This window comes from Streptomyces mirabilis (genome assembly GCF_018310535.1).
In the GTDB taxonomy this organism is placed as follows: Bacteria; Actinomycetota; Actinomycetes; order Streptomycetales; family Streptomycetaceae; genus Streptomyces.
The window spans coordinates 5,121,221-5,134,253 of the sequence record NZ_CP074102.1; the positions used below are offsets into that span (position 1 = coordinate 5,121,221).

Sequence of the window (13,033 nt, forward strand, 5' to 3'; positions counted from 1 at the left end):
CAAGGCTGGCGAACACCAGCCCGCACATGAAAGAGACCTTCAGCGTCAAGTACGCGCCAAAGGTCCCCTACTGGTGCTACAGGCGTCTGGTCACCATACGACATCTCAATGTGGCATATGGAAGGACTTGAGACATGGATCACAGGTAATAATGGAACCACGGATACCCATTCGAAGGTGTCAGGCAAGATCGCTTCCCACAGCCGCAGGCGGGAAACCGTACAGCCCCGGGTAAGAATTACGGTTGGCGATCACACCACAGGCGCTGTCCGCGGCGGACTACCATCACCCCATGACCCGTGTACTGCTCGCCGAGGACGACGCGTCCATCTCGGAGCCATTGGCCCGCGCCCTGCGCCGGGAGGGTTACGAGGTCGAAGTGCGCGAGGACGGACCCACCGCGCTCGACGCCGGAATGCAGGGCGGCGTCGACCTGGTCGTCCTGGACCTGGGCCTGCCCGGTATGGACGGCCTCGAAGTGGCCCGCCGCCTCCGTGCCGAAGGCCATACCGTCCCCATCCTCATCCTGACCGCGCGCGCCGACGAGGTGGACACCGTCGTCGGTCTCGACGCGGGCGCCGACGACTACGTCACCAAGCCCTTCCGCCTTGCCGAACTGCTCGCCCGTGTCCGGGCCCTCCTGCGGCGCGGCGCCGCGGAGCCGCAGCAGCCGCCCGCCACGCACGGGGTGCGCATCGACGTCGAGTCGCACCGGGCCTGGATGGGCGACGAGGAACTCCAGCTCACGGCGAAGGAGTTCGACCTGCTGCGGGTCCTCGTCCGTGATGCCGGCCGGGTCGTCACGCGTGACCAGTTGATGCGCGAGGTCTGGGACACCACGTGGTGGTCGTCCACCAAGACCCTCGACATGCACATCTCCTGGCTCCGCAAGAAGCTCGGCGACGACGCGGCGAACCCCCGCTACATCGCGACGGTACGAGGAGTCGGCTTCCGCTTCGAAAAGAGCTGAGGCCCCGCGGGGCGGAAGTGGGGGCGGGGGTGGTCCCACCCCTACTTGGGGGCTCTGCCCCCAGCCCCAGCGCGCCCCGTCAGGGGCGCGGGGAACTGCGCGCCCAGCCCCCACCGGCCCGCGGACAGGGAACGACCCCACCCGCACCCGCGCCTCACCCGCACCCGCGCCTCACCCCCACGCGCACCTCACCCACTCGCGCCCGAAGAACCCCGGCGATACCCGAACGCCCGCCCCCGCCCCTGCCCGGTACGGCGTCAAGGCACACTGGTCCACGTACAGCCACCCGCCCGGAGGACCCCGTGCGTCGCCGTCTCATCCAGTCCACGCTCGCCGTCGTGCTCGTCGTGATCGCCGTCTTCGGCGTGTCCCTCGTGATCGTCGAGACCCGCACGATCAGCAACAGCGCCCAGGAACGCGTGGACTCCGAGGCCCTGCGCCTGGCCAGCATCGTCGACAGCCGCATCCTCGGCGACGAGCACATCAACGCGGAGATCCTCAAGAACCAGATCGCGGAAGACCGGTACGCCGTGATCCGCATCCCCGGCCAGGCCCCCGTCGAGCTCGGCCTCCAGCCCAGCGGTGACGTCATCCACTCCACGGCCAAGGGCGAGGAGGGCGAGACGGTCACCGTCCAGGAGCCCCGCTCGGCCGTGACGCGCGAGGTCGGCCGCACCCTCCTGATCATCGCCTTGGTCGCGCTGCTCGCTATCGTCGCCGCGGTCCTGCTGGCCGTGCGGCAGGCCAACCGACTCGCCTCCCCGCTCACCGACCTCGCGGAGACCGCGGAGCGGCTCGGCTCCGGCGACCCCCGCCCGCGCCACAAGCGCTACGGCGTCCCCGAGCTGGACCGTGTCGCCGACGTCCTGGACAGCAGCGCGGAGCGGATCGCACGGATGCTCACCGCCGAGCGCCGCCTCGCCGCGGACGCCTCCCACCAGCTCCGTACGCCGCTGACGGCCCTCTCCATGCGCCTGGAGGAAATCACCCTCACGGATGACCCGGACAACGTGAAGGAGGAGGCGACGATCGCCCTGACGCAGGTCGAGCGCCTCACGGACGTGGTGGAGCGGCTGCTCACCAACGCCCGCGACCCCCGTACCGGCTCCGCCGTCACCTTCGACCTCGACGAGGTCATCAAGCAGCAGCTGGAGGAGTGGCGCCCGGCCTACCGCAGCGCGGGCCGCGCCATCGTCAGCTCGGGCAAGCGGCATCTGCAGGCCGTCGGCACCCCGGGCGCGGTCGCTCAGGTGCTGGCCGCGCTCATCGAGAACTCGCTCATGCACGGGGGCGGCACGGTCGCCCTGCGCACCCGTGTCACGGGCAACCAGGCCGTCGTGGAGGTCACGGACGAGGGCCCCGGTGTCCCCACCGACCTGGGCGCCCGCATCTTCGAGCGCACGATCAGCGGCCGCAATTCCACGGGCATCGGCCTCGCGGTCGCCCGCGATCTCGCGGAGGCGGACGGGGGCCGTCTGGAGATGCTCCAGGCACAGCCGCCGGTGTTCGGCCTGTTCCTCTCCCGCACCCCGCTGAAGAGGCCACCGCTGGTGGAGGACGAGGAACGAACGGTCAGATAGCCCCGGACGGCAGGACAGCCCCGGACGGTCGCACGGCCGCGGACGGCAGGACAGCCCCGGACCGGCCCTGGACGGCTCAGTTCGCCCGTGCGCGTGCCCGGGACCGTCGGGGCTCCGGCTCCTCGTCGAGGAGCGCCTCCGCGCTCTCCAGGACCTCACGCGCCTCGTCCGGGACCGTACGGAACACCCACGTGCGGTACGACCAGAACCGGAACAGCGTCGCGATGCCGATGCCGAGGAACTTGAAGATGTTGCTCTGCAGCGGGCTGTCCCAGCCGAACCCGTACGTCGCCACGTACAGCACACCGTTCTCGATGACCAGCCCCACCGCGCTGAACAGCACGAAGAGGCCCATCTCCTTGGTGCGGCCGCCACGGTCACGGTCCCGGTACGTGAAGTAGCGGAACCCGATGTAGTTGAAGACGATTGCGACGATCGTGGCGATGACACTCGCCCGTACGACCTGCAGCCCGGTCGCGCTACGCACCAGGTTGAAGGTCACCAGGTTGACGAGAAGCCCCGCTCCGCCGACTGCCCCGAACTTCGCGATCTCCCGGAACAGCTGGTCGAACCGGCGGCGAACCGCGCTGCGGGGCCGTACGTGAAGCCCCGAAGAAGCACTGCCCATGGTGTCGCCAGCCCCCGTAGGTCGGACATCGGTCGAAAAATTCAACCCAGCCACTCTAACCAGCGGGCCGCCCTCGTGCCTGTGGACGGTCCCACGGGACCGGAAAGAGCGAGTCACAGCGGGGGAAAACCGGGGCCACAGGCGGGATCACAGCCGGACCGCGGGCGCGGAATCCGGCCCCCATGGCGCGACCGATACCCTTGGAGCGTGACGTTCCCGGTAGTCGGCATGGTCGGCGGGGGCCAGCTCGCTCGTATGACACACGAGGCGGGCATCCCGCTCGGCATCAAGTTCAAGCTCCTCAGTGACACCCCTCAGGATTCCGCGGCGCAGGTCGTCGGCGATGTCGTCATCGGCGACTACCGCGACTTCGACACGCTGCGTGAGTTCGCGCGGGGCTGCGATGTGATCACCTTCGATCACGAACACGTACCCACCGAGCATCTGCGTGCCCTGGAGGCGGACGGCATCCCCGTCCGTCCCGGCCCGGACGCGCTCGTGCACGCCCAGGACAAGGGCGTGATGCGCGCGAAGCTCGACGAGATCGGCGTGCCGTGCCCACGGCACCGGATCGTGACCGACGTCGAGGACGTGGCCGCGTTCGCGGCGGAGGGCCTCGCCGAAGGGGCCGAGGGCGACGGTTTCCCGATCATCCTCAAGACGGTCCGCGGCGGCTACGACGGCAAGGGCGTCTGGTTCGTCCGGTCGATCGAGGAGGCGGCCGACCCCTTCCGGGCCGGCGTGCCCGTCCTCGCCGAGGAGAAGGTCGACTTCGTACGGGAACTCGCGGCGAACGTCGTCCGCTCCCCGCACGGCCAGGCGGTCGCGTACCCCGTGGTCGAGTCCCAGCAGGTCGACGGCGTCTGTGACACGGTGATCGCCCCCGCGCCCGGCATACCGGACGAGCTGGCCCTCCAGGCCGAGGAGCTCGCGCTGCGCATCGCCAAGGAACTCGGTGTCGTCGGTCACCTGGCCGTCGAGCTCTTCGAGACCGTGACTGCCGATGGCGCCCGCCGCATCCTGGTCAACGAACTGGCCATGCGCCCGCACAACTCGGGCCACTGGACCCAGGACGGCGCGATCACCTCCCAGTTCGCCAACCACGTCCGCGCGGTCCTGGACCTCCCCCTCGGCGACCCGCGCCCGCGCGCCAAGTGGACGGTCATGGTCAACGTCCTGGGCGGCGACTACCCGGACATGTACTCCGCGTACCTGCACTGCATGGCCCGGGACCCCCAGCTGAAGATCCACATGTACGGCAAGGACGTGAAGCCCGGCCGCAAGGTCGGCCACGTCAACACCTACGGCGAGGACCTGGACGACGTCCTCGAGCGCGCCCGCCACGCAGCCGGTTACCTGAGAGGCACGATCACCGAATGAGCCCCGTCGTAGGCATTGTCATGGGGTCGGACTCCGACTGGCCCGTCATGGAAGCGGCCGCGCAGGCGCTGGACGAGTTCGAGATCCCCTACGAGGTGGATGTCGTCTCCGCGCACCGCATGCCGCACGAGATGATCACGTACGGCGAGCAGGCCGCGGAGCGCGGGCTCAAGGTGATCATCGCGGGCGCCGGCGGCGCTGCCCATCTGCCCGGCATGCTCGCGTCCGTCACCCCGTTGCCCGTCATCGGCGTGCCGGTCCCGCTGAAGTACCTCGACGGCATGGACTCGCTGCTGTCGATCGTGCAGATGCCGGCCGGTGTCCCGGTCGCGACCGTCTCCGTCGGCGGCGCGCGCAACGCGGGCCTGCTGGCCGCCCGGATGCTCGCCGCGCACGACGAGGAACTCCTCACCCGCATGCGGGAGTTCCAGCAGGAGCTGAACGACCAGGCCACCGAGAAGGGCAAGCGGCTGCGCGCCAAGGTCGAGGGCGCGGGCGGCGGCTTCGGCTTCGGCTCCGGGAAGTGACGCGCATGGCCTCCTCCACGTCGTCCGCCACGTCGTCCGTCACGTCCACGGCACCCCTCGACGAGGCCCGCGCCCTCCTCGCCGACTTCCCCGTCGTCGACGGCCACAACGACCTCCCCTGGGCGCTGCGCGAACAGGTCCGCTACGACCTCGGCGCCCGCGACATCGCCGCCGACCAGAGCGCCCACCTGCACACCGACCTGGCCCGGCTGCGCGCCGGCGGCGTCGGCGCGCAGTTCTGGTCGGTGTACGTCCGCTCGGACCTGCCGGGCGCGGTCACCGCGACGCTTGAACAGATCGACTGCGTACGGCGGTTGATCGACCGTCACCCCTCCGACCTGCGGGCCGCGCTGACCGCCGCCGACATGGAGGCGGCGCGCGCGCAGGGCCGTATCGCCTCCCTGATGGGCGCGGAGGGCGGCCACTCCATCGACAACTCCCTCGCCGTGCTGCGGGGGTTGTACGCGCTGGGTGTGCGCTACATGACCCTCACCCACAACGACAACATCGCGTGGGCGGACTCGGCGACGGACGTGCCCACCGTCGGCGGTCTGTCGGCCTTCGGCCGTGAGGTCGTGCGGGAGATGAACCGTGAGGGCATGCTGGTCGACCTCTCGCACGTCGCGGCGACGACCATGCGGGACGCGCTCGACACGAGCTCCGCGCCGGTGATCTTCTCCCACTCCTCCTCGCGCGCGGTGTGCGACCACCCGCGCAACATTCCGGACGATGTCCTGGAGCGGCTGCCCGCCAACGGGGGAGTGGCGATGGTGACGTTCGTACCGAAGTTCGTCCTCCAGGCGGCGGTCGACTGGACGGCCGCGGCCGACGAGAACATGCGCGCGAACGGCTTCCACCACCTCGACACCACCCCCGAGGGCATGAAGGTCCACCGCGTCTTCGAGGAGTCCCACCCGCGCCCCGTCGCCACGGTGTCGACGGTGGCGGACCACCTCGACCACATGCGCGAGGTCGCCGGCGTCGACCATCTCGGCATAGGCGGTGACTACGACGGCACGGCGTTCACCCCGGACGGCCTCGACGACGTCTCCGGCTACCCGAACCTGATCGCCGAACTGCTGGACCGCGGCTGGTCGAAGACCGACCTCGCCAAGCTGACCTGGCAGAACGCGGTACGGGTGCTGGGTGCCGCGGAAGACGTGGCGCGCGGTCTTCAGGCCACCCGCGGTCCGTCCGTCGCGACGATCGAGTCCCTCGACGGCAACGGGGCCTGAGCGTCCAGGGCCGGGTAGTCGGTGTAGCCTTCCGCCCCGCCCACGTACATCAGGTACCGGTCCCGGACCGGGTTGAGCGGGGCGCCCAGGCGCAGCCGTCGCACCAGGTCCGGGTTGGCCAGGAACGGGCGGCCGAGGGCGACCAGGTCGGCGCCGGCCGCCAGCATGTCCCGGGCGGCCCGGGTGACGGCCTCGGTGGTGAGGTCGGTCAGGACCGGGTTGCCGATCAGGACGCCTGGCCAGTCGGCACGGATCCGCCGGTACACCGTCGTGTCCGGGTCGGCGTGCACGAGGTGCAGATAGGCGAGGTCCAGGTCCTTCAGCCGGGCCAGGAGTGCGGGGTAGAGGGCTTCGGTGTTGTCCTCCCGCACGCCGTTGACGGTGCTGCCGGGGGAGATCCGCAGGCCCACCCGGTCGGCGCCGATCGCGTCGGCCACCGCCTCGGTGACCTCCGCCGTGAACCGCACCCGCCGCCCGGCCGGGCCGCCGTACCCGTCCGTCCTGCGGTTGGTGTTGCCGGCGAGGAACTGGTGCAGCAGATGCCCGTTGGCCGAGTGCACCTCGACGCCCTCGAAGCCTGCCGCGACGGCGCGGCGGGCGGCCGCGGCGAAGTCGGCGGCGGTGGCGCGGATGTCGTCGCGGGTCATCTCCCGGGGCACGACGGCGGGCCGGTGCCCCTGCGGAGTGAAGATCGTCTCCGGCAGCGGCACGGGGGAGGGCGCGACCGGGGTCAGGCCGGTGGTCGCCGGATGGCTGACCCGCCCACCGTGCTGGAGCTGCAGGAACATGTGCCCGCCCGCCGCCCGCACCGCCTCGGTGACCCGCCGCCACCCGGCCTCGTGCCGGTCGGTGTGGATCGCGGTGATGTTCGGGTACGTCTGGCCGACCGCGTTCGGCGTCGACGCCTCACCGATGAGCAGACCGGCCGTGGCGCGCTGGGCGTAGTGGGTGGCCATGAGCGGACCCGGGGTGCCGTCCGCCTCCGCGCGGTTGCGGGTGAGCGGGGCCATCACGAGGTGGTGGGGGAGCCCGAGCCGGCCGAGCCGGGCCGGGGCCAGGAAGTCCGTCGTCCGTGTCATGGCCGTACGCTAGAACCTGACACTGATGTCAGATTCAAGTCCCGGACGGCGGAGGCGGAATGCGGATCGGTGAACTCGCTCGGCGCACGGGCGTGAGCGAGCGGTCGCTGCGCTACTACGAGACCCAGGGACTGCTGGCGTCCGAGCGCACGCCCGGCGGACACCGCGACTACACGGAGGCGGCCGTCGACCGGGTGGTACGGATCCAGGAGCTGTACGCGGCCGGGCTGCACAGCGCGAAGATCCGGCAGCTGCTGCCGTGCATGCGCGACCAGGACGGCGGGCCCTCCGCGACCGCCACCCCGCAACTGGTCGCCGATCTCACCGCGGAACGCGACCGCATCGACCGGATGATCGCCGACCTGGTCCGCTCCCGGGAGACGCTGGACGAGGTGATCGACGCGGCCGGGGACGCCTGACCGGCGTACCCCCGAACGCCCCACTCACCAGGAGGGTTCCGCGCGCTCCGTGCGACCGTGACCGTACGCCAGCCACATCACGACGTAGCTCACGACCGACGTGGCTCACGACGACGCACGGAGCCCGCTCACGACGACGCACGGAGCCCGCCATGGCCGACCTCCAGAACGGCATGCCCACGACCGCCGAGGTCGACGGTGCCGACGGCCTGCCGGACGACCCCTTCCTCGAAACGGCACACCCTCCGGACGAGGAGACCCTGGCCCGGGCGCACTCCCTGCTGGCCGGCCATCCCGTCGCCGACGGCTACAGCGGACTGCCGTGGGCCCTGCGCCATCTGCCCTGGTACGACCTGGAGCTGGGCGAGATGGCCGTCGACACCGACGTGCCGAGGATGCGCGAGGGCCGTGTGGGTGCGCTGTTCTGGTCGCTGCACCTGCCCGAGGGGCTCACCGGGGACCGGGCGGTGGGTGCCACCCTGGAGCAGCTGGACCTCGTCCACTCGGTGATCGACGCCCACCCGGAGGGCCTGCGCCTGGCGTGCACCGCCGGGCAGATCATCGACGCCCACCACTGCGGCCGGGTCGCCGTCGTGCTGGGTCCGGCCGGCGCGCCCGCGCTCGGCGACTCCCTGGGCATCCTGCGCATCCTGCACACCCTCGGCCTGCGCCTCCTCACCCTGACGGGCACCGCCTGGGCGAGCGAGGCGGGGCTGACCCGGTTCGGCGAGGAGGTCATTCGCGAGATGAACCGCCTCGGCGTCCTCGCCGACCTCTCCGGGGCCTCCGACGCCACCGTCAGCCGGGCCACCGCCCTCTCCAAGACCCCCGTGCTGTGCACCCGTTCGGCCGCCCGCGCGCTGCGCCCGCACCCGGCCAACCTGCCCGACGACCTGCTCGCCGAGCTGGGCGCGGCGGGCGGCCTGTGCATGGTGCCGCTGACCGCCGAGCAGACCGGCCCGACGGTCCGGGACGTCGCCGACCACCTCGACCATGTCCGCGCCGTGGCCGGCCCCGGGTGCGTCGGCCTGTCCGGCACCTACGACTCCGGCGCCAGCCACCCCCGCGACCTCGCCGACGCCTCCCGCTATCCCCACCTGATCGCCGAGCTGCTCCGCCGGGGCTGGTCCGAGTCGGAACTGTCCCTGCTGACCTGGGGCAACGTCCAGCGCGTCCTGCGCAGCGCGGACTTCATGGCCCGCGCCGCGCAGTGCCGCCGGGAACCGTCGACCGCGAGGATCGCCGAACTGGACGGCTAGGTCCCCTCGGCCGCGCCCGCGCGCTATTCCTGCTCGTCCTCAGCAGGCGCAGAGAACACTCGTCCTCAGCAGGCGCAGAGAACACTCGTCCTCAGCAGGCGCAGAGAACACTCGTCCTCAGCAGGCGCAGAGGCAGAAGGGGTGCCCCGCCGGGTCGGCGTACACCCGCCAGGTGCGGGAACGGTCCTCGGTGTCGAGTGCCCGCGCGCCGAGCGCCAGCACGCCCTTCTCGGCCGCGTCCAGGTTGTCGACGGTCAGGTCCAGATGGAACTGCTGCGAGTCGTCGGGCGCGGGCCACTGCGGCGGTACGTGGCCCGGGGCGGCCTGGAAGGCCAGCGAGGGCCCGTCGGACACCTTCAGGTCGACCCAGTCCCCGTCTCCCTCGACCGTGCCGCCGAGCACCTCGGCGTAGAACCCGGCGAGGGCGCGCGGGTCGGGACAGTCCAGGACGACGACACCCAGCTTGGCGAGAGCCATGACTTCCTCCGAGGGGTTACCAACGACACCGACGAGTTACCTCTAGACCTCCTCAAGAGGTAACGGTTACTGCATGCTCCCGCATAGGAGGTAACGTCGCAACCATGAATGACCGTGCGCCCGCACCCGGCGGTCTGGCTCTGATCCAGTCGCTGGTGAACACCCTGGACATCGAGTCGGGCACGGACTCGCTGGACACCGCCGAGGGCCGGGCGCCCTTCGGCCTCGCGGAGGGCGAGGCGGAGGCGGCCCGCGAGCTGCGCGAGTCGTTGCGCGCGGCCTGCCTGGCGCACGCGGGCCACCCGGCGCACCGCGCGGTGACCCCCCTCGGTGAGCTGCTGGCCCGGGCCCCGCTGCACGTGACGGTCGACGAGCACGACGGCGCGGCGCGGCTCGTCCCCGCGGCGGCCTCACTCGCGTCGCGCGTCGCTGCGGCCCTCGCGGAGGCGCTCGTCGAGGGCACCTGGCTGCGGCTGAAGGCCTGTGAGGCACCGACCTGCCACTGGGCGTACTACGACCGCTCCCCGGCGGGCCGCGGCCGCTGGTGCTCGATGTCGGTCTGCGGGGCGCGCGCGAAGATGCGCCGGTACCGCGCGAAGTAGGCCGTCCGTTAATACAAAGTGGAACAACTGGCCACGCCGGTCGCCTGGAGCATGGAGAATGTGCGATGACGGCGGTCCGGCCGACTGAGCCTCGGCCGGACCGCCGTCACCTGTGAAGCACTACCGGGTCACCGGCGAAGCACTGCCCTAGGCGGTCGGGCGGCCCATCGCCCGGTACGTCCATCCGGCCCGGCGCCACACCTCGGGGTCGAGCGCGTTGCGGCCGTCCAGGAGCACCCGGGCCGAGGCCGCCTCGCCCAGCACCGCCGGGTCCAGCTCGCGGAACTCGCGCCATTCGGTCAGGTGCAGGACGACGTCGGCGCCGCGCACGGCCTCGACCGCGGAGTCGGCGTACCCGAGCGTCGGGAACAGCCGCTTGGCGTTCGCCATGCCCTTCGGGTCGTAGACGGTGACCTGGCCGCCCTGGAGATGGATCTGCCCCGCGACGTTCAGCGCGGGCGAGTCCCGGACGTCGTCCGAGTCGGGCTTGAAGGTCGCGCCGAGCACGGCGACCCGCTTGCCGAGGAAGGATCCGCCGCCCAGCGCCTCCCGGGCCATCTCCACCATCTGGCCGCGACGGCGCATGTTGATGGAGTCGATCTCGCGCAGGAAGGTCAGCGCCTGGTCCGCGCCGAGCTCACCGGCCCGGGCCATGAAGGCGCGGATGTCCTTCGGCAGACAGCCGCCGCCGAATCCGATCCCGGCCCGCAGGAACTTCTTCCCGATCCGCTCGTCGTGCCCGATGGCCTCGGCCAGCAGGGCGACATCGCCGCCGGCGGCCTCGCAGACCTCGGCCATGGCGTTGATGAAGGAGATCTTGGTCGCCAGGAAGGAGTTCGCGGAGGTCTTCACCAGCTCGGCGGTCGGAAAGTCGGTGACGACGAAGGGCGAGCCCTCGGAGACGGGCGTCGCGTACACCTCGCGCAGGATCTTCTCGGCCCGCTCGCTGCGCACGCCGGCCACGAGACGGTCGGGGTGCAGCGTGTCCTGGACGGCGAAGCCCTCGCGCAGGAACTCCGGGTTCCAGGCGAGCTCGGCGTCCTCACCGGCGGGGGAGAGCTCGGCGAGCGTGCGCGCCAGCCGCTCCGCGGAGCCCACCGGCACGGTGGACTTGCCGACGACGAGGGCGGGCCCCTTCAGGTGCGGGGCGAGCGTCTCGAACGCGGCGTCGACGTACGACATGTCGCACGCGTACTCCCCGTGCTTCTGCGGCGTGTTCACGCAGACGAAGTGGACGTCGCCGAACTCCCCGACCTCGGCCCAGTCCATGGTGAAGCGCAGCCGGCCGGTGGATCCCTCGATGCCCGCCACGTGCTTGTGCAGCAGCTCCTCGAGCCCCGGCTCGTACATCGGGACCTCGCCCCGCTGCAGCATCTCGATCTTCTCGGGGACGACATCGAGCCCCAGCACCTCGAACCCGAGCTCGGCCATGGCCGCGGCGTGGGTGGCGCCGAGATAGCCGGTGCCGATCACGGTGATCTTGAGGGCCATGGGTGCTCCTGGGATGAATGGCTTCAGTGCGCTGCCCGAGCATAGTCGGGGCATGTCCGGGCCCCTCATCGGGCAGGTTCCCCCCTGTCGCCAAGCTCACGTATCCCTCCCGTGGGCAGACCCCTAAAATTTGGGTTACTTAACGGTAATTAGCGTCTTTGGAGCGTGAGAGACCTTGGCCGGATCGGCTGATTTCGACCTGTACCGCCCGTCCGAGGAGCACGACATGCTCCGTGACGCGATCCGCTCGCTGGCCGAGGCGAAGATCGCGCCGTACGCGGCCGTGGTGGACGAGGAAGCCCGTTTCCCGCAGGAGGCCCTGGACGCCCTGGTCTCCTCCGACCTGCACGCCGTGCACGTGCCGGAGTCGTACGGCGGCGCGGGTGCCGACGCGCTCGCCACGGTGATCGTGATCGAGGAGGTGGCGCGTGTCTGTGCCAGCTCCTCCCTGATCCCGGCCGTGAACAAGCTGGGCTCGCTCCCGGTGATCCTCTCCGGTTCCGAGGCCCTGAAGCAGAAGTACCTGACCCCCCTCGCCAAGGGCGACGGGATGTTCTCGTACTGCCTCTCGGAGCCGGACGCGGGCTCGGACGCCGCGGGCATGAAGACGAAGGCCGTCCGTGACGGCGACGACTACGTCCTCAACGGTGTGAAGCGCTGGATCACCAACGCGGGCGAGTCCGAGTACTACACGGTGATGGCGGTCACCGACCCCACCAAGCGTTCGAAGGGCATTTCGGCCTTCGTCGTCGAGAAGTCGGACGAGGGCGTCTCCTTCGGTGCCCCCGAGAAGAAGCTCGGCATCAAGGGCTCCCCGACGCGCGAGGTCTACCTCGACAACGTCCGCATCCCGGCCGACCGCATGATCGGCGAGGAGGGCACCGGCTTCGCCACGGCCATGAAGACCCTGGACCACACCCGCATCACGATCGCCGCGCAGGCGCTCGGCATCGCGCAGGGTGCCCTCGACTACGCCAAGGGCTATGTCCAGGAGCGCAAGCAGTTCGGCAAGGCGATCGCCGACTTCCAGGGCATCCAGTTCATGCTCGCCGACATGGCCATGAAGATCGAGGCCGCCCGCCAGCTGACGTACGCGGCGGCGGCCAAGTCGGAGCGCGGCGACAGCGACCTCACCTTCCAGGGCGCCGCGGCCAAGTGCTTCGCCTCGGACGTGGCGATGGAGGTCACCACGGACGCCGTCCAGCTCCTCGGCGGCTACGGCTACACCCGCGACTACCCGGTCGAGCGCATGATGCGCGACGCCAAGATCACCCAGATCTACGAGGGCACGAACCAGGTCCAGCGCATCGTGATGGCCCGCAACCTCCCGTAACCCACCCCCGCACCACGGACTTGAGGGGCACCCCGCCGGGGTGCCCCTCGTTC

General features: G+C 70.9%; 13 protein-coding genes. 9 read left to right on the forward strand and 4 right to left on the reverse strand.

Annotation, left to right across the window (positions count from 1 at the left end; genetic code table 11):
- Positions 1-292: 292 nt before the first annotated feature.
- Together SMIR_RS22730 and SMIR_RS22735 are read left to right on the forward strand one after the other, a co-directional pair.
- Complete coding sequence (locus tag SMIR_RS22730) at positions 293-970, forward strand: response regulator transcription factor (protein ID WP_018566970.1); 678 nt, start codon at positions 293-295, stop codon at positions 968-970.
- A 302-nt stretch (positions 971-1,272) separates the two neighbouring features.
- Positions 1,273-2,550: a sensor histidine kinase gene (locus SMIR_RS22735; RefSeq protein ID WP_168492287.1), complete on the forward strand. Its 1,278-nt coding sequence runs from the start codon at positions 1,273-1,275 to the stop codon at positions 2,548-2,550.
- Positions 2,551-2,626: 76 nt separating this feature from the next.
- Here SMIR_RS22735 and SMIR_RS22740 read toward each other — a convergent pair whose 3' ends face one another.
- Entirely contained in the window at positions 2,627-3,178 is a 552-nt protein-coding gene (locus tag SMIR_RS22740; protein WP_060894562.1) for a GtrA family protein, read from the reverse strand.
- A gap of 207 nt (positions 3,179-3,385) precedes the next feature.
- Between SMIR_RS22740 and SMIR_RS22745 the strand changes: the two genes are divergently transcribed.
- Genes SMIR_RS22745 through SMIR_RS22755 form a run of 3 tightly spaced genes read left to right on the forward strand, consistent with a single transcriptional unit; the run spans position 3,386 to position 6,320 of the window.
- A complete protein-coding gene (locus tag SMIR_RS22745; protein WP_168492284.1) occupies positions 3,386-4,558 on the forward strand; it encodes a 5-(carboxyamino)imidazole ribonucleotide synthase in 1,173 nt (390 codons plus the stop codon).
- Positions 4,555-5,085, forward strand: a complete 531-nt coding sequence (gene purE / locus SMIR_RS22750; protein WP_168492281.1) for a 5-(carboxyamino)imidazole ribonucleotide mutase — start codon at positions 4,555-4,557, stop codon at positions 5,083-5,085. The genes SMIR_RS22745 and purE overlap by 4 nt, the downstream gene beginning before the upstream one ends.
- A 5-nt stretch (positions 5,086-5,090) precedes the next feature.
- Complete coding sequence (locus tag SMIR_RS22755; RefSeq protein ID WP_168492279.1) at positions 5,091-6,320, forward strand: dipeptidase; 1,230 nt, start codon at positions 5,091-5,093, stop codon at positions 6,318-6,320.
- Here the strand turns inward: SMIR_RS22755 and SMIR_RS22760 are convergent.
- Entirely contained in the window at positions 6,260-7,399 is a 1,140-nt protein-coding gene (locus tag SMIR_RS22760; protein WP_168492277.1) for an alkene reductase, read from the reverse strand. The two genes, SMIR_RS22755 and SMIR_RS22760, sit on opposite strands and share 61 nt — an antisense overlap.
- A 59-nt stretch (positions 7,400-7,458) precedes the next feature.
- Here SMIR_RS22760 and SMIR_RS22765 point away from each other — a divergent pair, with 59 nt between their 5' ends.
- Positions 7,459-7,818, forward strand: coding sequence for a MerR family transcriptional regulator (locus SMIR_RS22765; protein ID WP_168492275.1), 360 nt, complete (start codon positions 7,459-7,461; stop codon positions 7,816-7,818).
- A gap of 152 nt (positions 7,819-7,970) precedes the next feature.
- Entirely contained in the window at positions 7,971-9,077 is a 1,107-nt protein-coding gene (locus SMIR_RS22770) for a dipeptidase (RefSeq protein WP_168492273.1), read from the forward strand.
- Between the two features lie 117 nt (positions 9,078-9,194).
- Here the strand turns inward: SMIR_RS22770 and SMIR_RS22775 are convergent, their stop codons facing one another.
- Positions 9,195-9,554: a VOC family protein gene (locus tag SMIR_RS22775; protein ID WP_168492271.1), complete on the reverse strand. Its 360-nt coding sequence runs from the start codon at positions 9,552-9,554 to the stop codon at positions 9,195-9,197.
- Positions 9,555-9,658: 104 nt separating this feature from the next.
- Here SMIR_RS22775 and SMIR_RS22780 point away from each other — a divergent pair, with 104 nt between their 5' ends.
- Entirely contained in the window at positions 9,659-10,156 is a 498-nt protein-coding gene (locus tag SMIR_RS22780) for a CGNR zinc finger domain-containing protein (RefSeq protein WP_168492267.1), read from the forward strand.
- A gap of 147 nt (positions 10,157-10,303) precedes the next feature.
- Here SMIR_RS22780 and SMIR_RS22785 read toward each other — a convergent pair whose 3' ends face one another.
- Positions 10,304-11,647, reverse strand: coding sequence for a UDP-glucose dehydrogenase family protein (locus SMIR_RS22785; protein WP_168492265.1), 1,344 nt, complete (start codon positions 11,645-11,647; stop codon positions 10,304-10,306).
- Positions 11,648-11,822: 175 nt separating this feature from the next.
- Here SMIR_RS22785 and SMIR_RS22790 point away from each other — a divergent pair, with 175 nt between their 5' ends.
- A complete protein-coding gene (locus SMIR_RS22790; RefSeq protein WP_168492263.1) occupies positions 11,823-12,980 on the forward strand; it encodes an acyl-CoA dehydrogenase in 1,158 nt (385 codons plus the stop codon).
- The last annotated feature ends 53 nt before the right edge of the window (positions 12,981-13,033 follow it).